The organism is Arenicella chitinivorans (assembly GCF_014651515.1).
Taxonomy (GTDB): Bacteria; Pseudomonadota; Gammaproteobacteria; order Arenicellales; family Arenicellaceae; genus Arenicella; species Arenicella chitinivorans.
The window spans coordinates 117,170-140,044 of record NZ_BMXA01000001.1 but is presented as its reverse complement, the minus strand read 5'-3'; the positions used below and the strand labels follow the sequence as shown (position 1 = coordinate 140,044).

At 47.3% G+C, this 22,875-nt stretch carries 23 protein-coding genes and 1 pseudogene; 3 read left to right on the top strand and 21 right to left on the bottom strand.

Annotation, left to right across the window (positions count from 1 at the left end):
- Positions 1-224: 224 nt before the first annotated feature.
- Positions 225-3,242, bottom strand: a complete 3,018-nt coding sequence (locus IE055_RS00660) for an HzsA-related protein (protein WP_189398080.1) — start codon at positions 3,240-3,242, stop codon at positions 225-227.
- Between the two features lie 150 nt (positions 3,243-3,392).
- A complete protein-coding gene (locus IE055_RS00655; RefSeq protein ID WP_189398895.1) occupies positions 3,393-4,994 on the bottom strand; it encodes a bifunctional AfsR/SARP family transcriptional regulator/alpha/beta hydrolase in 1,602 nt (533 codons plus the stop codon).
- Between the two features lie 263 nt (positions 4,995-5,257).
- Between IE055_RS00655 and IE055_RS00650 the strand changes: the two genes are divergently transcribed.
- Both IE055_RS00650 and IE055_RS00645 read left to right on the top strand, forming a co-directional pair.
- Positions 5,258-5,890, top strand: a complete 633-nt coding sequence (locus IE055_RS00650; RefSeq protein WP_189398079.1) for an RNA polymerase sigma factor — start codon at positions 5,258-5,260, stop codon at positions 5,888-5,890.
- A gap of 132 nt (positions 5,891-6,022) precedes the next feature.
- A complete protein-coding gene (locus tag IE055_RS00645) occupies positions 6,023-6,682 on the top strand; it encodes a hypothetical protein (protein ID WP_189398078.1) in 660 nt (219 codons plus the stop codon).
- Between the two features lie 42 nt (positions 6,683-6,724).
- Here IE055_RS00645 and IE055_RS00640 read toward each other — a convergent pair whose 3' ends face one another.
- The 14 genes and pseudogenes from IE055_RS00640 to IE055_RS00575 all read right to left on the bottom strand — a co-directional run bounded on the left by IE055_RS00640 (position 6,725) and on the right by IE055_RS00575 (position 18,236).
- Positions 6,725-8,149 carry a nucleoside hydrolase-like domain-containing protein gene (locus IE055_RS00640; protein ID WP_189398077.1) on the bottom strand — a complete coding sequence of 475 codons (1,425 nt, stop codon included), beginning with the start codon at positions 8,147-8,149 and terminating at the stop codon, positions 6,725-6,727.
- A 939-nt stretch (positions 8,150-9,088) separates the two neighbouring features.
- Positions 9,089-9,343, bottom strand: coding sequence for a hypothetical protein (locus IE055_RS00635; protein WP_189398076.1), 255 nt, complete (start codon positions 9,341-9,343; stop codon positions 9,089-9,091).
- Between the two features lie 107 nt (positions 9,344-9,450).
- Positions 9,451-10,038 carry a hypothetical protein gene (locus tag IE055_RS00630; protein WP_189398075.1) on the bottom strand — a complete coding sequence of 196 codons (588 nt, stop codon included), beginning with the start codon at positions 10,036-10,038 and terminating at the stop codon, positions 9,451-9,453.
- 112 nt (positions 10,039-10,150) lie between these two features.
- The gene (locus tag IE055_RS00625; protein WP_189398074.1) at positions 10,151-10,645 is read right to left on the bottom strand and encodes a P-loop nucleotide/nucleoside kinase family protein; all 495 of its coding nucleotides are present in this window, start codon (positions 10,643-10,645) and stop codon (positions 10,151-10,153) included.
- 268 nt (positions 10,646-10,913) lie between these two features.
- A pseudogene (locus IE055_RS00620) lies at positions 10,914-11,279 on the bottom strand (ribosome small subunit-dependent GTPase A); the annotation flags it as partial.
- Positions 11,280-11,901: 622 nt separating this feature from the next.
- The gene (locus IE055_RS00615) at positions 11,902-12,183 is read right to left on the bottom strand and encodes a barstar family protein (protein WP_189398072.1); all 282 of its coding nucleotides are present in this window, start codon (positions 12,181-12,183) and stop codon (positions 11,902-11,904) included.
- A gap of 254 nt (positions 12,184-12,437) precedes the next feature.
- Positions 12,438-13,325 (bottom strand): AraC family transcriptional regulator, encoded by an 888-nt coding sequence (locus tag IE055_RS00610; protein WP_189398071.1) that lies wholly within the window; start codon positions 13,323-13,325, stop codon positions 12,438-12,440.
- Between the two features lie 208 nt (positions 13,326-13,533).
- Positions 13,534-13,785, bottom strand: a complete 252-nt coding sequence (locus IE055_RS00605) for a hypothetical protein (protein WP_189398070.1) — start codon at positions 13,783-13,785, stop codon at positions 13,534-13,536.
- A 351-nt stretch (positions 13,786-14,136) separates the two neighbouring features.
- Complete coding sequence (locus IE055_RS00600; RefSeq protein ID WP_189398069.1) at positions 14,137-14,505, bottom strand: DUF1493 family protein; 369 nt, start codon at positions 14,503-14,505, stop codon at positions 14,137-14,139.
- 646 nt (positions 14,506-15,151) lie between these two features.
- Positions 15,152-15,664: a hypothetical protein gene (locus IE055_RS00595; RefSeq protein WP_189398068.1), complete on the bottom strand. Its 513-nt coding sequence runs from the start codon at positions 15,662-15,664 to the stop codon at positions 15,152-15,154.
- A gap of 151 nt (positions 15,665-15,815) precedes the next feature.
- Positions 15,816-16,712, bottom strand: a complete 897-nt coding sequence (locus IE055_RS00590) for a PhzF family phenazine biosynthesis protein (protein WP_189398067.1) — start codon at positions 16,710-16,712, stop codon at positions 15,816-15,818.
- 86 nt (positions 16,713-16,798) lie between these two features.
- The gene (locus IE055_RS00585) at positions 16,799-17,062 is read right to left on the bottom strand and encodes a hypothetical protein (protein WP_189398066.1); all 264 of its coding nucleotides are present in this window, start codon (positions 17,060-17,062) and stop codon (positions 16,799-16,801) included.
- 93 nt (positions 17,063-17,155) lie between these two features.
- Positions 17,156-17,653: a hypothetical protein gene (locus IE055_RS00580; protein ID WP_189398065.1), complete on the bottom strand. Its 498-nt coding sequence runs from the start codon at positions 17,651-17,653 to the stop codon at positions 17,156-17,158.
- 85 nt (positions 17,654-17,738) lie between these two features.
- Positions 17,739-18,236, bottom strand: a complete 498-nt coding sequence (locus IE055_RS00575; RefSeq protein WP_189398064.1) for a DUF2306 domain-containing protein — start codon at positions 18,234-18,236, stop codon at positions 17,739-17,741.
- Positions 18,237-18,571: 335 nt separating this feature from the next.
- On the opposite strand from IE055_RS00575, the gene IE055_RS00570 reads away from it, so the two are divergent.
- Entirely contained in the window at positions 18,572-18,892 is a 321-nt protein-coding gene (locus tag IE055_RS00570; RefSeq protein WP_189398063.1) for a hypothetical protein, read from the top strand.
- Here IE055_RS00570 and IE055_RS00565 read toward each other — a convergent pair.
- The 5 genes from IE055_RS00565 to IE055_RS00545 all read right to left on the bottom strand — a co-directional run bounded on the left by IE055_RS00565 (position 18,889) and on the right by IE055_RS00545 (position 22,523).
- Entirely contained in the window at positions 18,889-19,434 is a 546-nt protein-coding gene (locus IE055_RS00565; RefSeq protein WP_189398062.1) for a zf-TFIIB domain-containing protein, read from the bottom strand. The two genes, IE055_RS00570 and IE055_RS00565, sit on opposite strands and share 4 nt — an antisense overlap.
- A 117-nt stretch (positions 19,435-19,551) precedes the next feature.
- Positions 19,552-21,021 (bottom strand): hypothetical protein, encoded by a 1,470-nt coding sequence (locus IE055_RS00560; RefSeq protein WP_189398061.1) that lies wholly within the window; start codon positions 21,019-21,021, stop codon positions 19,552-19,554.
- A gap of 277 nt (positions 21,022-21,298) precedes the next feature.
- On the bottom strand, positions 21,299-21,583 hold the full coding sequence (locus tag IE055_RS00555) for a hypothetical protein (RefSeq protein ID WP_189398060.1): 285 nt from the start codon (positions 21,581-21,583) through the stop codon (positions 21,299-21,301).
- A gap of 69 nt (positions 21,584-21,652) precedes the next feature.
- Complete coding sequence (locus IE055_RS00550) at positions 21,653-22,111, bottom strand: hypothetical protein (protein ID WP_229794057.1); 459 nt, start codon at positions 22,109-22,111, stop codon at positions 21,653-21,655.
- A 64-nt stretch (positions 22,112-22,175) separates the two neighbouring features.
- The gene (locus IE055_RS00545; protein ID WP_189398058.1) at positions 22,176-22,523 is read right to left on the bottom strand and encodes a hypothetical protein; all 348 of its coding nucleotides are present in this window, start codon (positions 22,521-22,523) and stop codon (positions 22,176-22,178) included.
- Positions 22,524-22,875: the final 352 nt, after the last annotated feature.

Here is a 22,875-nt window from a genome sequence, read left to right as displayed (position 1 = left end):
CTGGGTGCGAGAGCTGTCGTACCGCTTACTGAGCGCGAACCACAATGACTCGGGTAACCGGCATGCCACCAACATTGCATGGGGGCAATGTCGAAGCACCAGCAACGACCGAACCTGTGACACGCACAGTTGTGCAGCAAAGGATAAATAGATTTAGCGCAGATAGCCAGCGCTAATGTTGTTCACTGAAGACGCAATATCTCTAGGGGCTTGATGAACGTGCATTAAGGTGCGGTAAAAAACCGCACTGCCTGACGCGTCACATTACCCTGATTGTCTTTTACTTCGGCAAAAATGTGGCGCTCGTGTTGGTTCTGCGGTAACGCCGATGCCAGTGTTAAGCGATACACTCCACCACCCTGATGCGAGAACAGGTTTTTAAGTTCTGACCCAGCAGCAAACCCATTGACGCTAAAGTCTGCTGTTACCGAAAAGGTGTCCAAATCAACCCCGGTATAGGCGTCGGCCACTGCCACCACAATTGCCGTGACAGGTACAGTGTTCACATTTGCCCGCGGCTGGCTAATCGTTAGCGTCGGCCGGTTATCGTCAGCCATCCAACCAAGATGCCGTCCATTCGCAGCCGACACATCAATCGGGGCACCTAAGTCGATCCAGCGTGCCACCATCATCTTTTGCGCCATGCTCAAGCTCGTCATGCCACCAGCCGGATGCGCCGTACTCGCTACAAAATCCAGATCCGCATTATTGGCGGAAGTTCCCGCTGGCAAGGTGGATGCATCACCCGGCACCGATTCAGTCGGATGATCGGCATTGGACCAGCCATCCAGACGTGCTCCGAATAACTTCCAGGTTAAGAGACTGCGGCGCGACTGAAATCGCCGGATATAGCGACTGGCATTGGATTGTCGCCAACTTTTGTTCGGGATCACTGGTGGATATCCGTACTTCGCACCCGAATCATTGGCCAGGCGATAATAATCATTTGGCACATGCGTCCCAGACTCCTTGCTGGTGTCGTCCAGCACCAGCTGCCCGGCGTTCTGACTGCCGTTGTGACACGCAATACAGTGGTTCTGCAGAATCGGGCGAATATCCTGATAGAACTCGACATTCACGGTCGCAGTCGGCACCTCACTCAGACCAACATTGCCTGCATTGTCGCCCGTGACGATGGGGGTAGAGGTCGACAAATCTCGCACCGTATACGTTGAATTGCTAGCGGCGGTTTGTTCAAAATCCAATGGCATTTGCGAGTGCGCATGACAACCACCGCAGTTACTACGCTGCTCACCCGGGCGCACCTGATGCCAAGTTTGGGACATATTCAATACCATGCCGTACCGGTCGATGGTCTGAAACGTAAATGGCGTATCCGCGGGCAACTTGACCAAAAAGCTAGTATCGGGGTTACCTTCTGGATCCATAATTGGCTGCCCGCTTTGATCAAATTTTCGCACCGGTATCTCACCAAGGATTCGCAGCTTCTCATTGGCATGACTGTAAAAATCGCCAGCCAGATTAGACGGTGAATTATTCGGGCCGTAACGCCGGTCGGTGATCGCCTCCATCGCGAGCAAGCGCACTGCCCAGATATCCGAATTGGTGTACTTGCCCGCATCTGCGCCCTGCCAGAACCAATTACTACTCTGATCATTTTGCGACGTATTAAATGCATCCAGCCCATCAAACTGACTGCTACCACGGCCTGGCGACGTGTCACGCTTATACAAGCTGCTCGATCCAACCAAACCGTACGCCGTGCCTGCCGGCAGCTCGGCGTGAACGGAACCGTCATTGGGCAACCAAGGCTTACTCGCGGGCTCATCGACGCCGTGAATATCGCGCCACGGCACCACCGCACGCGGCCAGGCCTCGTTGTAACGCGGGTCATTTTTGATTAACTTCAATTCACTCGGGCTGTTTACCGGCTGCATACTGTCAATCACATACAAGCCTGAATCGTAGTACGGCAGCGTGGTCGGTCGATTCAAATCGTTCGCTGGTCCGGGTGTCCAAGCGACTAATAGATCATTGTGCGGCGCGGCTGACGGATGGGTGAATTTTCCGACCCGAGGGCCGCCATTGGGGTCTTCGGGTGCCGCAGAATCGCCAGGGTGCGTCATGGGTGTCAACGCGTAGTAGCCCTGCGGTGTAAACGAATCTCGAAATGTGGTTTGTCCATGTGCAGCGTTCACTGTCTGCAAGATGCCCGGGTTCAAGTTAGGAAACGGACTGCCAAACGCGGGTTGATTGGGATTTGGTGGCGACGCCGGCAACGCAAATAAGGCACCGAAGCCATTATTGTTCAGGTTGTAATACTGCTCCACCACCACTTCCCCGCTGGAGACCTGCGTAAAGAAGTGGTATGCATTCGGCGAGGTCATGGCACTGACGAATGGCGCCCAGTTTCGCCCATCTGGATCAATGGTCCACACGCCCCATAAACGTCGGTCACGGATCCCTTGCGACTCATAGCTCGAGAACATGATTCGTCCATCATTCAAAATGGTCGGATGCAGCGCGCTGCCGATGGTCATGGGCGCAATCGCGTGCACGTTAGCACCATCCAGATCCATCACAAACATCTGCATGGTTGGCGTACTGAAACCTTTGGTCGGCACAAAGCCGTTGCGATTACTGGTAAACACCAGTTTATTGCCCGGCAGTGGCATTGGCCCCAAATTCAAGATGCCATAACCGAGTCGATTAAACGACGATGCGGGGTCCAGCGGATTGCGCTCATCCCAGTTACCATTACCAGTATTCGGCGTGAATTCGCCATGGGTAAGCTGTTCGATTTGCCGACTGGCTAAGTTGATTCGATAGATATCTGCGCCAAGTCGAGGCAGGTCTGAGCGCTGAGAGTTTAGTTGCGTTAGGTCATGAAACAGACTGTAGAACACCCATTGACCGTCAAATGAAACAAAGGGGTCTGTGACACTGCAGACCTCACAATCAATCAAGATTTCTTCTGTACCATTTGTGCGTAGCAACACCAAATCAGCGCCTGGGTCCAAGCGCCCAGGATGAAACACCTCGGGCCAGGTGGTATTTTGAAAGTCACCGAAGCGCGGTTGACGAACATAGACAATGTCATAGCAGACCCCGATTTTGGAGTCAGGACACGATTCTGGCGCTGGCGGATATACCAGCCGCGAGTCTTGCAAAAGGTAGGTAATAATCGGCACTAAGCGAGTCGCATCGGCAAATGCGGTAACGCTGAATACCAGACAAGCAGAACAGAGGCTAACGAAAAAAAATCGGAACGAGTGGCGCATGGCGTTTGGGCATTAATAGTGTTTTCATAACCAACTCCGGCTCACACCGTGTGTGACCGAGCCCTACGCAACCACGTTGACGCTATCACAATGCGGGGATCAGACGCAATTGTTTACGCTGTCGCACCACACAAACTACGCTCGCTCAGACTACAAATTGTGCTCAGCCAGGAAACGGCCAATTTCGTCTACGCAGACCTGCCACGCCGGCTCATGTCCCAACAGAATATGATTATTGCTTTCCAGTGGCACAAACCGAGCATTCGGAATGCCGATCGCCAATTCACGCCCCTGCGCTAACGAAATGCGTTGATCATGGCGCGAGTGAAACACGATGGTGGGCACGTTCACCTGCGACAACAGGTCACGCACATCAATATCACCAAAGGCTTGTTGAAAACGCACCGCATTTTCTGGCGAGGTGGTCTGACGCTGAAACTCATCAAACCAATCCAAGGCTTGCGGTTTCGCATCGGGCATAAACGTCTGTGAAAAGATATGCCGATAAGCAGCATTTTTTGCGCCCCAACCGTGTTTGGTCAAGGTAATAACCGCCTCGCGCCGTTCTTGTTCTTCCGGGCTCGCGCCGATCCGCCAGCCACTGGCATAACCCGAGATCAGAATCAGTGCGCTAACTCGCTCTGGGTGGCGCACTGCGTATTCAATCGATACCGCACAACCTTGTGAAATGCCCAATAAAGGAAAACGCTCCAAGTCCAGTTCATCAACCACAGTCTCAAGATCGCGCACAAAGACCTCCTGACAGATCTCGTCCACATCCCAGTCTGACAAACCATTCCCGCGCTCGTCATACCGAATGAACTCGCGCTCCCGAGCCAGCACATGATACAAGTCGCCCCAAATCGGGCTATCCCAGTCAAGCTCAAGGTGATTCAGCCAGTTTGCAGCTTTAACGATGGGTGAACCACTACCAACCGTGGCATAAGCGATTCGAACACCGTCCGATGTCTGGCAGAAGTTAATTTTCTGGCGACGCAACTTTGCACGCGTTGGTTGCTCGCTGTATATCTGCGGCGGTGCTTGTAAATAATCGTCGAAATCCGTGGTGGTTGAAATACCAGCTTGTTTTAACTGAGCTGTAAACTCAGTAACCACGCGTTCTGCTTGCTCTAGCTTGCCAAGACGCCGCAAGATATTCACATACGCCTTGGCGGCATCTTCACTAAATGGCTCCAGCGCCAGCCAACGTCGGGCCCAGTTTGCACCTTCTTCCAATTCAATTTCAGTATGCATCGCCAGTCGACGCAACGCATTCAAGCGTAAGAGACGCACTTCCTCACGCTCAGCCACCAACCAGGCCTGATACACCGGCTGATTGGGCAAATCTAAGCCGTCTAATAACTCTGCTTCGAGACTGCTGGCGAATGCTCGCAATTGCGCTACTGAGATAACACGTGCAGCGTCAGTCAATTCGGCGCGGATACGGTTCAAGTCAAGGTCGAACGGTGCCATGTCCAACTGCACGCGTTCACGATCTGCCATGATCGGCGACTCCACGCTGCCTTTTAACACACCGCGCAGCTTACTCAGCGACCACCGCAGAGCGCCGCGTGGATCGTCTGGAACTTCCCACAGCAATTCACACAGCCGTTCACGACGATGTGGGCGCGCCGTTAAACAGAGAAAGGCTAATAGTGCTCGGGTTTTTCGTGATGCGGGCAGGTTTATCTCGTGCCCATCATGACTCAGGGTCAACTCACCCAATACATTGACCACAATTCGCTTGTCCATCCAACTCCTACAAATACCACGCAAAAAACACCAATTACCACGCTCATTACCACGGTCAATGTAACGCCCCATTCCTACTATGGCGTCATTCACAGGGTCGACTGCTAAATACGGCGTTTTCCGAACCACTTAGGCTGGACTCGACCTTCAAAACCGAGAGCTTAATTCACGAGAAAGCGAATGTTCGATCTTAAACCAGAAACACCACAATACATAGCACTGCACGAGCTTGATCGGTGGTGTTTTGCAGGGGGTCGAGCGTTATGACTACATCTGCCGCCTTACAAGCATCTCATGTCACAAATTTGGGTGTCAGCGCCCGCATCCCCGACAAGCAGTTGATCGACCTCATCGCGTTACAGCGAGATCGGCGTGCTCTGGCTGAATTGTATAACCGCTACCAATCCCCTGTCTGCGGTCTGCTTCAGCGCGGGGGCTGGCACACCAAACTTATTGGCGAAATTTACAACGACGTCATGCTCACAGTTTGGAACAAAGCGTCAACGTTTCGTGGGGAATCCAAAGTATCCACCTGGATATTTGGTATTGCGGTACGAATTCGTATGGCACACAACCGTAAAGAAAACCGCCACCAGGCGAGTGATGACCGCGAGGTCGAAGTGGTCGGTGATCAGGCACAGCGTGATGCACTCGAGCAAGCCACACAGAAGGCGGATAACGAAGCCACCCTGCACGCAGCGCTGACAAGCCTATCAGACGCGCACCGCACCGTTATTGAACTTGCTTATTTCTACGGCTATGACACACAAGAAATCGCCGACATGCTTGATTGCCCGCTGAATACAGTAAAAACCCGCCTATTCTATGCGCGAAAACACTTAAAGAGCTGCATCATGGCGCTTTCAACTAATACGATGTGCACTACGCAAGTCTAAAATAAAACGAGCCAATTGAACCATTCCCCTGTTTTTCAGCACCTAGGGAGAGACGCTGTGCTCGCGCTTTGGGTGCGCAAATGTGACGCGATCTTACGCAGCAGACTGCAATCATTGGCTGGGGGAAGCATTATGTCCGACGACAACAAACCGCATAACGTCTTGAATGAAATGGCGGTGTTCGACTATGTGGCGGGCAACCAAAGCGACGAGAATCGCACTAACTTTGAACGCCTAATTACTGACAGTCGACCGCTTCGTGAATCGGTGGCTGACGAACAACTTTTACGCGCAGCGCTCAAAGACTACGCCAGAAATAACTCAACGCCCTTGCACCTCAGTTCTGAGAATTTCCAGGATTTATTGCGGCACATCGATGAACTGGCAGCTGAGTCTGACGACGACCTCCGTTTCCTGCCACCACGCGAATCCAGCACGTGGTCAGTGATTGGCGGGGTCGCCGCAACACTGTTACTTTGCGCCACGCTGTTCCTCGACTGGTACTCACGCCAGCACCAACCCGAGCGAGTGCTGCCGTCCAGACCAGCCAGCTACCCAGACCTTGGAGAACTGATATCGGAGCAACGGGCTCTCCAGATCACTTTCGCGCGCACTGCCGACCATGAAGCCATATCTAAATTGATGCAGCGCTACCAATTGCAGCCAGTCAGTCACACTGGCGCGGCCTGGGTGGCTTTCTCGGCGACCCCGCTATCTATTGCACAACTCAGCGAGATCAATTCGAGGGGCGACACCATCTCTGTGCGCATCATTACCTTTTCAGACCGGTAATATGGTGACTGCGGCTACGCTCGGGCAATAAAACCCGGGGACTCACTCTAGTACGTCGATAATTAAACGCTGATACCGAGTCAAACGTGGCGTTCCGTGATCTGTTACCGCCAAAACAACGTGAATGGTGCCGGTGCCTGGCGGCATCACGCGGTCAGATTTAATTTTGATCTCTGCTTTGGCCTGATCAAACCCGTTAATAACATGTTTAATACCCGTGTCGGAGCTCGACATCGCGCGAGTTCCCGGCTCTTCATAAACAAACCAATGAAACGACAAAGCATCGTTATCTGGGTCATGCGACGCCGTGGCACTTAGGTCAATTGTCTGACCGGAGGTTGCGCGTAGCCGACTCGGATGATCCAATACCGCAACAGGCGGATGGTTGGCTTGCGTATAGGGTTTAATTGTCCAATCCATTCTGGCCGCGAAATCATTTTGATAAGCCTCACGCCACCGCCAGATCGTTGCGTGATTAGTGGTGTGCCATTCACCGTCTACACCTTGAACTTCGTCTTGCACATTGGTCCAAATTGGGCGCGTTTCAGGCTCTAAGAACCACTTTTCCATCTTTGGCGTGTACAACTCATATCGACCGCCCCAACCGCCCCAGTTGGGGTATTCGGGATTCGTTAGCCCAAGCTGCAACAGGTTTAGGAATGCTGGGGTATCGCCCTCCATCATGAACTTCCATCTCGGGTATACAGCACCTAAGGGGCCTTTTTGTCGCACATGTTTATCTAACCATTCATTCGACACCAAGGAAAAGTCCGCGCCTGAAAAGCGACCATGAAAACGATCACCGCCAATGGCAATCCAAGTCGCGTGATGAAATCCACCTCCCGCATTGACGCCGGGCGTCACAATGTAAAAAAGGTTGGGAAAATGCTTGCGAATCCAAGGGCCACTATTGTCTTGATCAGAGATGGCATAAACTCGAAGTTTAGCAACGAACCGCGCCAACTCAGCCTTGCTGCGCGTTTCGCGTACCTTCCAAAGCGCCTGCGCGAGCACATTGGGTCCGCCCCAGACGTTGACCCACAGCGGCCGTTTGTCTTCCCGGTCGGCTTGCGCAATCAAAAGCTCTGAGCCCGGCGAGTCCATGCCCTCTCCAACCGCCGCCATGTCGTGCACAGGCAAACCTTGGCTAACATGGTTCAGCAAGACTTCGGCTTTTGGAAAACCCGGTTCGTGTAAATTTAAATTGGGTTCGACCTCACCGTATGCGGCAACAATCTTCTTAATAATTTCGGGGTTGACCTGGTCCTTATTCTTGCCGGTCGAAGTCGCTACCAAACCTTCAATATCCACGTGATTTGAGTAAGTGAGCAGGCGGACCAATGACATTTGATCATCTGGATCTCCGCCGATATCCGTAAGCACGAAAAGACGGTGCCTGTCACTCGACGAAGCCAGCAACCCATCATTTGCGATGACCGGTGTCGCCAAGACGACCAAGATAAACATACATACACAATCAAATCTAGAAAACGTTGTTTTTGCCACTTCGTGATTCCTCCTGACTCAGGTGGTCACCGCAATGAGGCGTTTAAATAACGCGTGCTCATTTTGACGGTACTCGAGCATTGATTACGCGAACCATTTTGTCAAACCTTCCAACGCATGAGGTTAACAAGCGTGCCCGAAACAGCACGAGCTAACCCCAAAGTTACACCCGAAACAAATTGAATCTAACCACACTCATTCCAGTTTCTGATTGACGAAGTCCGCGATTTCTTGATTTGGTCGCTGATGAATCGCGACTCTGTCTACGGCGGTAAGGTCTTGACACAAAAATGGCACTGTCCGCGTAAAGGCTTGGGAGCAGGATGCTATACCAGCGCCCTGAAACACCGTCACCAGAGATGCTTTAGACAAAGATTTTGCAAGGTGGTCAGGATTAAAACGATTATCCACCTCGTTATCGTTCCCTAGACGATACAGCTTGAGCTTTTTGTCGATGTTAGAGAGCGTCCGAGTTTAAAATAGAGGCCCGTACCTAGGTGCCATAAGCACTGCGGTGGTGATGCGCGCATCTAGCCCCCCCATGAGTAATGGCGCAACACCAACAAAACGCGGTTCAGAATCACGCGAACATAGAATCGAGTCGTTTGGCTTCGCCGCGCACTCCGCGTCGCGACCAGCGACATTGACGGTTGCACCGAGTCACCTCAATGTGTTGCAGGTACCCATCGAAAAACCGATCGTACCCACCCGTTGACGCTAAAACTGGGGCTTAAGTAAAAGATGTTTTATGACGGCTTCGACTACGCGCACAATGCGACGTGTTCGCGCGACCAACGGGCCGAATGCTGTATTTTCGAACGCTACTCCCCCCACATCTGGATGGCTTGGTTCGATAACTTCCTTACCAGAAAGTCGCTAATGGTAAATCAACTCTACGGACTACTCGGCCCCGTACTTTTCTTTAAACGCAACGCACATGGCACCGTCTGGGTCTTTTTCACACTCCTTCATGATCATTTCACACCCTTGTTTAACACCGGCTTTGACCGACGGTCTGTCTGATTCGTCCCAGCCTTCCATTTGCTCTTCTGTGCCAAGGTCAACACAATTATTATACAACGCCTGCTCACCAGAGACTGAACAGCCACCGACACATAACAAAACCATTAACAGCCAGTTCTTCCTACTTTTCAATTCTTTCTCTCCGTTGCTATTCGTTACCATCTTTCTTCGACGTGGTCGTTCGCTCAAACCGCATAGTCAGACAACGCATTCACGCTCAAGAATGCCACCTATGGATGTCACCGAGCATTAGTGACAACACTTCGCCCCAATAACTTACCGATTCGCTGCGCATCCAAGTCCATAACCCGTTTACTCCCATGTGTCACGAGCATTGTCCTCGATCCATCGATGTGAATCAAATTTAGCTCATAGGTGTCATAACTACCACGTGCTTTGATTGTCTTCTTCAACAATTGCACAGCGTTTACACGACTAAAGGGAATTGCCAACGTTTCCATACCAAACGGCCTGATCCGCCGTATGTAAACAGTCTCGGTAGACACATCAAAAGAAATCGTATTAAACAAAGAAAGCATCATCCATATGCCCATCAGCAGGAAAACTAAACCAGCAACTAACGTAAACACGCTTCCTAGCTGCCCGCTGTCGGCCCCGAACAAATCTACAGGCTCGAAAAATGACAGATAACCCAGAATGCTGATACCGACGATCGCCGCAGATACACTCACAATTAGGTTAAGCATGCTCGGGTTGAACGTCAGATTTTGCGCGCCAAAGTCATCACGAAGGCGGAAGGTACAAAAGTTCGCCCCTTCATCACTGAGCGGTTCCCACACCGACTTGTCGTAGTCCTCTCGGCTCACTCAATCACACCCGCCATGGCTTAATCTCCCACGGCATCCATCGCTATAAAACTAATGTCACTGTACACTCTTTTAACGTGGCGATCAGCGATAGCCACGCATTCCGCTGCGCTTATTTATCCTTAACTACTTCTGTGATATTGAAGCCTTCACTCGTCGTTGGCGCGGTAAAAAAACGGGTCACAGCCTCAAACATCTCAACCGAGTCCGTGTTAACTCGCTCAGGGCGATTTTCACGCCGCTTGGCAATGCGTTCAAGGCACACGTGCTCTGGCGTATTCAGGTATACCATTTCGTGCGGCGCGTTGACCTTTGAGAAGATCGCTCGGAACCAAGCCCTCTGTGAAACGGTATTGGCCGGAAAATCCATAACAACATCGCCCCCCGCAGTCAGTACCGCCTGCACCAGCTTTTTGACCTGAGACTTAAGCAGACCCGAGTATTTTATATAGTCTTCCAGTGACTTGATCTTATTGGGATAGAGCGACTGAAGCCACTCATCTTCTGAAATCAAAACTGCGTTTCGATTTCGCGCAATCTCCACAGCTCGAGTGGACTTGCCTGCCCCCATTTTTCCACAAAAAAATACTAACTCACCCTGCTTCATTCTCTTTCTCAATTGGTTTTTCCCCAACGGCACATGAGTGTCCGTCCCTCATGATAACCACACGGCCGACTAGACGCGACCTTGTTAGGCAATGCCCGAGTTTTTCAATATCGCCTATACCCACTGTTCAGGTAGAGCTCTCGGTCTGTCGATTGGGGCGTAGCCACCAAACAGGCAGATACGTTGAACATCGCGTTAAACCCACTTATTCAGCGTTGTTCTGCGCTCTTGTAGACGCTTATCCTACTGGCTCAAATCGTAGGAAGCTTTATGTTGTATCCTTTGTCTGCTTCAAGCGCTTTGCTTCTTTAACCATTTTGCCGAACTCGCGGTCACGCGCACGTTTCTCAGCCAAGGTTGCTGTTGCCAACACATTTTCGCGTCGTAATTTTTTGTAGTTGGCCAACCTTCGCCCACCCAATACGTTCTCTTCAACCGCCTGCAACACCGCACAACCCGGCTCGATTACGTGATTACAATCGGCAAACTGGCATTGCATCGCTAAGAACCCGATGTCTTCAAAGACTGGGCCGATGGAGCCTCTGATTTCAACTACCCTCAACTCACGTATGCCGGGGACGTCGATAACGAGCCCACCGGAAGGGAGTTGGTGCAATTCTCGATGAGTTGTGGTGTGACGGCCTTGATATCCTCGTGTCGGCTATTAGCTGTGTGAAAAAGGGACGAGACCAAGTCTGTAAAGTGCTTCACTCATAATTTAGCCCCATTATCTCCGTAACCCAGCCCTATTTTCGATGCAATGGGGCATCACTTGGTGATCACCCTCACGTTAATTCCATGCACAATGGTTGACTGCGTTTTGATGCCATCAGCCGTGGTTTTGCAGGTAATAATTAGTTCCTCGTTGCTCACCCACACCAAGTTTGGGAGAGGCTGACAGTATCCCGCAAAGAATGTCTCTCCCATCTTCGCCTTTGGAAACGACTTCCAAGACTCGATAACGAAGTTATCACCGTATGGTGCATGCCCTGCTTCTGACTTTGATTGGTATTGCTTTACGGACCACAATCGATTTGGAGATTCGTAAATATTGACTTACTCCCAATCCATGAGAAACAACAGGTGTCTACTGTAAAAGTAAAATGCTACGGCCAGAATGCCTAGCGAGAATAGTGCGCCGCTAGTTTTTCGCTTCACGTTTGCTACCTACCGAGCTGTGAGCTCGAGCGTGTTCTAGCAAGGCGACCGTATTTAGTGGTGTATGAAATATACCACCACACTTTCTTACCATAACACTACTCACTGAACACGCTAATTTTCCTGCCATTGCTACTAGCTTCGTCGTAGATTTCGTTTAGACCTGTAACGAAGTCTTGAAGCTCAGGGGGCACTGAACCAGTCTGTAGGTTTATAAGGCAGAAAGGCGGCTCAAGTTTATTGATGCCTCCCGTAACCAAACTGTCTGCTAGGGCATTCAAATTTCTACCATGCCAGTCTGGCGCGCCAACCTGCGGCAGTAATTGAGAGAAATAATCGTCAGGGGATTGAATTTCACTCCAGTCAATAATAACTTTCACGATCGCATGCCTACTAAAAAACCAACAACCACACCGCTATAAACTAAGTGGTTTACAGGCTCATGATTTATAGACGAAGCAATACGCAATCGAAAGGTAGCCAAGCACGTGAAAAGAACACACCACCAACGATCTCGCTTAGATCGAAAACTTGGACTTTTCGCCACCTTAAACAGATTCATTAATTCTCCGAACTGCCCGCTATTATTCATCGCTTACTAACTTTAGATTGTTGCTGTTGATGATGATGGAGGCTAAACGCCGTCGCTGTTCTTGATAATTGGTACCCACCAACGTACCCTCATTTCACTAAAATGTCTCCAAGGCATAGGGAAATAGGCCACGATGTCAGGTTTACTGCCATCCCGCTCATAACCCGTCGCAGAAAACCATTCGCTATAAATGTACCGGTTCGTTTTCATCGCCCCACGATATAAACAGTCAAACTCCGCGTAAGTTGCGGCAGGAACGCTATGAGTTTCAAATGTCGTTGCCTTGTCGCCAGTATCGTATTCCACACCAAGGACGTCTAAAAACTTATCTTGCGCTTTTTTTTCGTCGGGGAAGTATGCAGTCAGTAATGGGGAGCCACTTACCAATCCTGGCTTACCGTCAGTCAATTCGCAAAGAGATTTATAGCCATCTGAGCCGACATACTCTTTCCAAAATTTCTTGCCGTTTTTAGTGAAATCGTCAAACTCAAACCGTTTACTTTTCCCGACGATATTAAACGATGCCTTCTCTACTATTTTATATTCCATTCTCTCAACCTCAACAGGTTCTAAAGGAAAAGAGGCTTTGCGGTATGTTGTAATCGTCGCATTAGCAGAGCGAACCTCACTCGGGTTTACACCATGAATTTTACGAAATGATCGTGTGAATGCATTTGGCGATGTATACCCATACTTCATTGCGATGTTCACGATGGTAGCTTGAGTGCTTACCACATCGGCGGCTGCCAAAGTAAACCTTCTCCTTCTTACGTACTCAGAGAACGTAGTATCAAAATAGGAGAAAAATACTCGATTCAGATGAAATTTCGAACAACAAGCGATTTTTGCTGCATCATCAATAGAAATTTCACCAACAAGATTCTCTTCCACATACTCTATAACTAAGCGAATTCGATCTACCCAACGCATGCTCTAGCCTCTAATTGAGCCTGCAGGATAATGAGTCTCCATGTTCACTGTCTCACCTTTTTTTGCCATATATCTTGAAAATCAACTACGAGCTTATTCAGCTGCCAGGCTTCGCGGCCACGGGCGCACCCAACGATCGGGGGCAGTGGTCGTTTTTTCATTGATCGGGTAGGTAGGTTGCTCTTGAACTCAAACGCTTAAGCTCAGGCTATTTTTTAAAGATAGATACGAAAAGTTCTACGACAAACACGATTAAAAACAATACCAATAGAAACCATATAAATTCAGTGGGCAAGCTAGTTAAAGCTTCAGTAAAGTTTAGCGGTTTTCGCTCTGTAGACGGATAAAAACCCTTTGACTTTGAGTAGTCATACCCTGCCAAAAGAAGGATAAAGGTCAATCCAATACCAACCAAAACAATCAGCTTATAAATTTTTAACCGCTCTTTTAAAGGCTTCAAATTAATCCTCCCAATGCGATACCTAAACGCCACACCTAAGTTGTTGGCGCACCCTGAGTTCGAGTAGCCCCAGCATAGCAATATACATAGTGACGTATCAGATGAAATTACCAAAGTCTCTAATGCGTCGTTTTAAATTTTCGTGGGCTCTGTCTTATTCAAGGAATTCAGAAATGCCGGCCATGCTCCTTACCGAACTCTACTCGGCGCATTGAAACCATCATGGTCTGAACAAACACCGGAATAACTAGTACCGTCGATATTTTCTTTGTTGAGTTTAGACATGTAACACCAATGAAGGCTACTGCGTAGCAAGTGTCCGAGCGATGAGACCGTTTGTGTTAATTCTTGTTACACGTTCGGCCGGCTCAGTGGATCTTGCCAAGCCTGATTGTTGGCACACATCACCAGATGATTTAATGTAACGTGAAGAGTGCCGCATAACTCACGGTCGCTTCGACGGAGCACATGTTTTTGCAACAAACCAACCAATAGGCCTAGTGGATTAGCGCTTTGCTCCGGACCAAATATCTTAACCCAATCGAATTGGGAAATATCGACACTGAACTTGTTTGCATAGGCTTCTATGAATTCTTTGCCATCCTCTCCCGCTAATTGAGACTCACATAGCAAACATGTTTTTCCGTTAGGTTCACGATTAAGTAGCCCAAGTTCCGACACGGCAAAATCTTTTATCTGCTCTAGAGAAATTGGGGTCATCTAACTAAATCGCGCACATTGTTAAAACGGTGAAGCATTAGAATATCATTTGGGCTATTCAATGCCACTAAAGTGCGACGCCCTTATTTAATCTGGTTTCCTATTTCGGTCTTTACTAAAAAGCGATATCCATGCAGCCAACTCGATTACGACACCAAGTATTGACAATACTGACGCCGAGCCGACCCAACCTAAAATATAGAAAACACCTGCGAGCAAAAAGAGGGCTAACGCCACTCCATGCTCTCCATTATTGTTCATTGCATCATCTAGCGCGGCAAGTACCGGCGATAACGAAGTAGGTTTTAATATGCCAGTCGAGCGCCCCCAAACCTACGCAGCGGGCGTACATGTACATGGCTTTGTGATATTTCATTCAATAGTGCACGTATGGTTTAAACATATTGATATTGAGTTTGCAACCGAGCGCTTCGATATACTTTTTAAGTGAGCAAAGCATCATATCACTTCCACCCGAGCGATCACTATGCTTGTGAGTATTTAGTATAAATTTTGCAGATAATCCTTTTTATACTCATTACTCATGCATTAACGAGGTGTGTAGCGCCTTTCCAAGGGGAGCGTTGACAAGCGCGTCCCGCACAATTGCTGCGTTTGCGGCGCAGTGTACTTTGACAATTTGTTATCAGTCATTTTGACCAAATGCACAGTATGCCCATATCTGTGCAGTGAATTCACTATCACCAGCATCAAACGTATTTACCAAAAATATGTTTTTCTTTTCGTAGGTCCCGCGTATCCACAGAGAAAAATCTGTACTATCTCCAATACGTAAGTTATCGATCTCACTTGCAATTCCTAGCCCCCAGTGATGTCCACGCAGGGTACCGGTAATTTGAGGTTCTCTATACTTGTTAGTTAGTGTTTGAACGAGTAACTGATATTCTTGCTTAAAATGAGAAGCCATTTTCTCTGCAGCACCGCCTTCTGTGTGACGAGGATCCAGCTCGGACATATGCTCAGCTGTAATTGTAGCCACCGATCCATAAGGCATATTGTTCTCGTCAAAATCATAATCAGATAAATCTGGAACTTCATATGGACTCGATCGTTTGGAATGCCCATTCTCAAGTATTGGTACCAATTTTCGAGGAGGCTCAAGGAGCAAACCTTCTATAATATCGACTATATTTTCCATTATTATCTCTCACACTTATAACGCCTGCTTCAGCTGAGCCCAAGCCGGAGTGTTTTTGTATTAATGTTTGAGCGCAGCGAGCAACACAAAAAACGCGGAGGTTTTAACGTCAGACCGGAAGCGCTTGAATGGCCATTTTGTGTCGTTTCTATCAACGCAAAATATAATCCCCGTCTACCTTTAGAATAGCGCCTCCTCCAAACCATACCTGACAATTACTTATATTAACGCCTTTCGAGAAAAGCTGGACGTAATTAGGAAAGTCGCGGAAACTATTTTGTTCAATTTTCATCACCTCACCATCCCATTTACCGTGCTTCAAGAGATAATAGCCAAAAGCTGCATTTCCTGAACCTGTTGCCGGATCTTCTAAATAGCCAAAAGTTGGAGCGAAGACTCTAGTTCGATATTTGCTATCTTGAGTAGCTGACTCTGCCGAATACAAGACAATAATATCAACTCCAATTTGAATACAAAATTCGTTAAGAGTTCGAAGGTCCGGCGCCACGGAAAGTATAGACTCAAGCCCTGCCATAGGAACAACAAGAGTCTCAAGTCCTCCATTTACAATTTCGATTGGTTGCACTGGGTCAATATCATTAGCATGACAATCAAGGGCCGTGACAATATCAGTTACGCCTATTTTTTTTGCGGAAAACCGGGCAGGCGGCGCCGATATATACACGCACTTTTCACTTTTGTAGCGATTCTCAACCACCAAGCGATCCGAGTTTGTCGCAATAGACAATATTGCCTTGTCTTGCATTGCGACACTATTGGCGACGATATCGTTGAGAATCGCTATTGTTGCATGACCACAGAAGGCTACTTCACGTTCGGAAGAGAAGAACCTAAGTGCGTAGTCGGTATCCGTGCCAGGACTGACATAACCAACCTCACTGACAAACCCTTTCAGTTCTTTTGCAACCTGAAGCATTTCTGCACTAGAAAGGTCATCTGCTGAGTTAAGGTATACAGCAGCGGCTGGATTCCCAGCTGAATATTGAGAGGCAAAAGCATCTATCTTTTTAAATCTTAATCTACGCATGATTTCCTTTTGGACTTACGCCCAGGTTGGGGCGTGACTTAAGGAGCGTCCTGCTGCGTTTGTTAGCAGCAAACAAGATCATCTTGTTATGTGTTTTTGAAACCATCTTTTACACCCTGAGGTACTTCATAAGATCCATCCATTTCCTTTGGCCGAAGGTCGGGATGTTGATTCCAGAGCGGTTCCATTATGTCTGTATACAAATAACCCATTACGAAACCGACTCCTTTCCTCATTTGTTCGAAGTCTTCCTTCGAAGAATTATCCATGATTTTTTTAAGTTGCTTATCCAACGTAGATGAAATCCTCATTGCTAATAAGCTAGTTTCTTCAGCCAACTCTCTATCCATACTTACTTCTCTTAATACACATACCACCTTTAAAAAAAGCGTGCATCTTTTTGCGTGTCCGTGCCTCTTGCAGCATTTTCATGTTTGAACTTGTTAGTTTTTTTGGTACATCTTCGGAACAACGACTCCAATTTTTTCATAAAATTCGTTTAGTTTTCTTGCGCCGCTTTTATTTACAGACAGCGTTTTACCCCAGCCCCCCATGTCAATACGAACTCTAGAGCACTCGAAACATACTTCTAGGCGCACTTCACCATATTCAGACATGTAGGAGAGATAGTGACGGGGACTAAAACACATTCCTAAAGGACCGCCCTCTACCGCGAGTTCCTTGATAATTTTTACGGCTTCTACGATTAAAACGAAATCAGAAATACTCTTTTTTTGGACTACGGAGTAACCATCTATTTCCTCTAATTCGCTACGGTTCAATTTAGGGTAATTATCTTTTAACTCATGCCTATCAGCGATGGTGGCGACTAGCATGTTGCCATCTACTGCATCGGGGATACCCCTCGGCAATTCTACCGCTTTCAACGAATCTAAACTCAGAGCTACGACGACGACTAATGTATGAATTAAGTATTTCACTCAGGGATAAACCTCACACCTAGCTTATGGGCAAACTGCAGCAAAGCGCAGGTTTGTCGAGCCGTCGGCGACATTGACCGCCTTGTTAGCCATTTTTCTTGTTCATACTAAAAGTATGGCTACGATTTTTATTGATCATATAGCCGCCGATGATAAATGTGGCAATACTCGACGAAATTACTAAGCTCCAAAATAAAGAACCACCGCCGATAACCGTGCCCACTGCTGGAACTCTTACCGCAACCTCTGAAAACATTGCCGCGATAAGTCCGACATAGGACCACAGCATAAAATCATAGTGAATTTTCAACCAATTTTGACTCCTTCGGAAAAGTACAGGAACCAAAATACCAGCTGTCACAAGTGTCATAGACCCGATTGCCATCCAATGGAAAGGACCAAAAGAGTATATTGATTTAGTAAAAAGTGCCGTGACATTCATTGAGATCATAGCGGCAAAATAGGCATATCCAAGCATTTTATGCTGCTTAGTTCCCTTAGTTAAAAGAATCACCAGAGCGCCAATCAAGATGGCTATAACGGCGCATACCGTATGAACAAAACCAATATTGGAACTAAACATTTTTCTCTCCTTGAGTTTGGCTAACGCCTTTCAAACGAGCGCGTTGAAAACGCGTGCGAGCCGACGGCGTGAAGTTTTTTGCCTTGTATGGTTGATTCCGACACATAAACATCCTTTCTCCATGTTCGTCTTACGGGTAAATTGAGACCCACCTTCGGTAACGGCCGAAGGCCATTGTTAGTAGCTCGATTTGCGACGGGTTTTAAAAACCGATAACAAGAATGAGCGCTAGCAATCTCTCAAGCTTATCTTCGAATAGGCTTTTGGGATGTGGCCCTGGTGGCGTCGCGGTGCGCAGCACTCAAGCCCGTATAACAAGCAAGAGGTAGCTTAGCATGAACCAACCTGAAATCAATGTCGGCATCGACACTTCTAAAGGTCAACTTGATATCGGTATTATTTCCTCAAACCAATTCTCTTGCGCTTCTAATGATGGCAACGGCATCACCTCTGCCATTGAAAAACTGCTTTTGACTCACCCTGATCGTGTAGTGATCGAAGCCACCGGTCGGCTGGAATTCCCCTTCGCCATCACTGCCTATAGGGCTGGTTTATCAATTGTTATCGGTGATGCGGCTCACGGCGGTTACCTAGCTAAAAGCACGGAAAAACTCAGACCTTACCAAAGATTTTGCACGCATGTATTATCCGCTTAGCTACCATACGGGTCCATGGCGAGCAGATAAGCTCTCAGCTCTGCCTTGTTAGGATTTGATTCTAACCAATTACGCAGTTCTTTGACTTTCTGATAGTCTTCTTTGCCAAATTTTTTCTCATAAAGGGCCGCAAATGTTGCCTTCGTATCATTGACCCGAATCTGTTTTTGCCAATGATCAGAAAAAACACTATTTACCTTATTGGCAATACCCTGCTCCTTCAGATATTCCCACTCACCTTTATCTAGCCACACGCCACCAACCCGGGGGCTGTAATCCAACTTATGGTCTGTGTCAGCGCTTATTCGGTACTTAAGCATGATCGAACCAGTCAATGGGCATAGCAATGCTGACTTGGAATCTTCCAGTTCGTACGGGGTATCCGTGGTATTCGCGAGTTCAGCATTATTTCGCTCACTCCACGCCACGAAGTCTTCAATTAATATCCAGTTTCCCTGACAAGCTGAACAGGTATGAGCTCTAAATGAACTCTCGATAAAACACGGTTGCAAGGTATTGGTTTTACAGCTTGGGCACTTCATAATTTCCTCATTATTCTTTTCATATTATCGATTCGCTATTCACTGGCTCGTGGTTGAGTAACTCGTTCACAACCAGCGGCGGTGTTAGGTTAAGCCTAATCAAGTCGTGGCTAAAAACTAGTCGCTCAATAACAAATCATAAATCGGCGAGATAGTTGGCAAGTCGGCCAAGATCAATTCATACAGTGAAAAGTCGACCTTTTTCACATTATCGTTCTCCGACTCTTCTCTTCTGGACTTCAAGACAAATAAACTGCTCCCAAGCTCAACGATCTGTGTTAACCCACTCTGGTATCCGCTTCCAAATACCTTAGTATTGGTATTGGTCAGAAGGTCGTAAATTGATCTTTGCCCTCCGTTTGACGTAAGCACCAACTTATTATTCAAACAAGAATAGATTCCGGTTTCAGTATCGAGTGGAATCTCAACACGGTTAAATCGTTCATCGATGTAATTTATTGATGGAGCAGGAGAATAAGATGATCCTGAAAACCGCTCATAAAACAGCTTACCCCAAGTCTCACACGCCAAATATAAAGAAGCATTTTTATTGTCTTGCAAATAAATGGGAGACCGCAATGTGCCATCTGATAATACGAATAGGTCGCGAGTATCGGGCTCCCAAATAAGGTGGTCTTGATATTCCTTGATGTAATCACAGCCTGCGTTGGGGTAATTTGGCATAACATCCACGCTCAAATTATTTGCTATTCGAATTACGTTATCGTACGCGCAAACAAAAATGCCTTTTGAGGTCTTAGCGCTGCCACTAAATGCGGAATAATAAAAGACCGTACTATCTTCTTTTAATAGACGCGTTTTCTTTGACTCGGGGTCTATTTCCCAATATTGCATTACTTGCGGAGCGTCGCCGTTTTCTGGCGTTAAATACACGCCAATTGCAGTCTTATCAGACTGTAAAGGGTTATCGAATACAAATCCTCTACCCCAATATTCCTCGCCATCCGGAAGAAAATCGTACGTGATTGGTGAAAGTGTTTGTCTGCCGTGGTCAAAAATAAAATTACGTGAATCACCCGGTTGAACTTCACAATAATCGCTTACTGAAATGTAGGAGAAATTATTGACCACAAAGATCTCTGACCCGAACCCTAAACATGATTGCCACGGCCCCAGGCTCCCCGCGTATTCCACACCAAAATAGTTGATGAATTTCACGCTTCCAGTTTGTGAATTGGCTAAAAACAGGTTCCCCATGACATCGACCCAAACTTCACGACTATTTGCCCTCGTTACACGAATAGACGTTTCCCCTGGAGATTGGAGGCTGGCTACTTTGGACGCCTTCTTAGTCGCTGCATCAAAGACATACAAAGCTTCTTGCCGGTAAGATCCAAAAACACCACCGCCTTCACTCGTTTGGGCAACAAAAACCGCATGCCGCGGACCAATTTTATGTAGCCCATCAGTATAGCGATAGTCCAAATTGTTAGGATTTGGCGGGTAAAAAATCTCTTTACTTTTATAAACAGTCGCTGCTTGGATAGGCGAAGTAAGTAACAAAGATAAAAGAGCGCACAGCAAAAAAAACGCAGCCCTGGCTACTATAGAATTTTGATTTTTCATCATGATCTCTCCATCAACCATTGACTCTGTTGCGTTAAACAATATCCGTATCCATGTTCCAGTTTACTACGGACGCGTACTAAACGCTTGCTTACTGGTTAGTAGTCTAGTTTTGAAGTGGTGACTCTCCATCGTAACTTTCATATGTTTCCCAACCTTCCTCAAAAAGGTCGCGTCGCCATACTTGTGCACAGCCTTGCGGATGAGGGTCGCTATACCAAGGAAAAGAAACAACACCTTCTTTTTCTTCTGAACTTGACCGCTCTGTTAAGTTGCTTCACTTTTGAATACCCATTACTGCTCCTAATATTCCAAGAAGAAGCATAGCCAGAAATGGAGCTGACGATAATAAGAAGAAGCCTTTGTTCATCTTTTCTCCGAACAAGGTAACTACAATCAGATAGGGAATAGCTAAAACCAGCATCGCCGCAAAAAGGTACCCAAAAATCAGAAGCCCACCATTGCCTGAATACTCAGACCAGATGAAATTTGCCGCGGGAACGACAAGAAGCAGTGCGATAAATGACCACACTAAAACCATAGCCTTGTCCATGACACTCATACGCCCACCTAGCACCACAATCTGGGATGCATAAACCGCGTCCGATCGCATTGATAGTGTTTCGCCTTGTTATGACTCCTGTTCAATTGCCTTCCTTAATTCGAGTGAATAGTCAATTACTGAAGAACAGTAGGCTTGACGATAATATTCTAAATTTAAACTGCTCTTTAAAATCTCTGATCTAGGTAAAGAAAATCTAACCAACCCTATTTTTTCATTGGGATTTAGATCAGTCAAAATCAGCCGGTCGTTAGACTGACTCAAATAGATGTCTTGTATTGGAAGTTGCTTATTCTTCTTAGGGTATTCAACACGAACCGCTATTTCACCATTAGCTTGAGTAGACCACTTTAAATCTAATTTATGGCGTAGAGCCTGACCTAATGATTTAAATTCGATTTCTTCTATTCTCTGTTCGGGGCGACACCTGTGGTCCGAGATTATTTCTTCTAAGCCATCTCTCTTGCTGGCCGTACAACCTGAAACCACCAACGTAGTGATTAGAATGGTAAGGAGTCTAGTAGTCATAACGCCCGCCTCAAAGGCACGCAACATGTTGAGTGTCCAACGAAACCAGTGATCGTTTGCCTTTTTATACGCTATTGGTATTTTCGCTCCTTATTGTAAATATTGTGAGCACTCCAATTGCGCCAATTAAAAGACTTGCAAAAAACAAGGCCAACTCAAATTCTGCTCCGAATAACGGCATAGCGACAGCTAGTAAAACACCCAGTAAAAGCAGGCTGAGCAACCCAGCGAATAAGTACGCCACATACTTTATTAGTTTGCCTCCTTTACTATTCAACGCAGCAACTATACAGAGATAGGCCATACAAATAATTAAAGCGACAGGGTGTAGTTCACCCATAAAGATTTTTACTATTCCAACGCCTGCCATCATCGAGAACAGGGCTGAAAGTAGGTATTTAGATAATTTCATGATTTGCCTTTGCATATTACAGCTATATAAAAGCCGGATTAGTTTTGATTTGCATGTGCCGGCGTAGTGTTAAAGCACAAACCAAGCAGGCAACCGAGATCCAGCCAGCTTAGTAGCAATTTTTGATGACATTGTCTGGTTAATTCCGATACATAAACATCCTTTCTTCATGCTCGTCTTACGGGTAAATTGACGCCCATCTCCGTTAACAGCCGAGGACCATTGGCAGTAGCTCGCTTTGAGACTGGTTTTAAAAACCTATAACTAGCAAGAGCCAGCTTAACATGAACCAACTTGAAATCAATATCGGCACCGGCACTTCCAAGGAACGACAGTACATCGCCACCAGTCC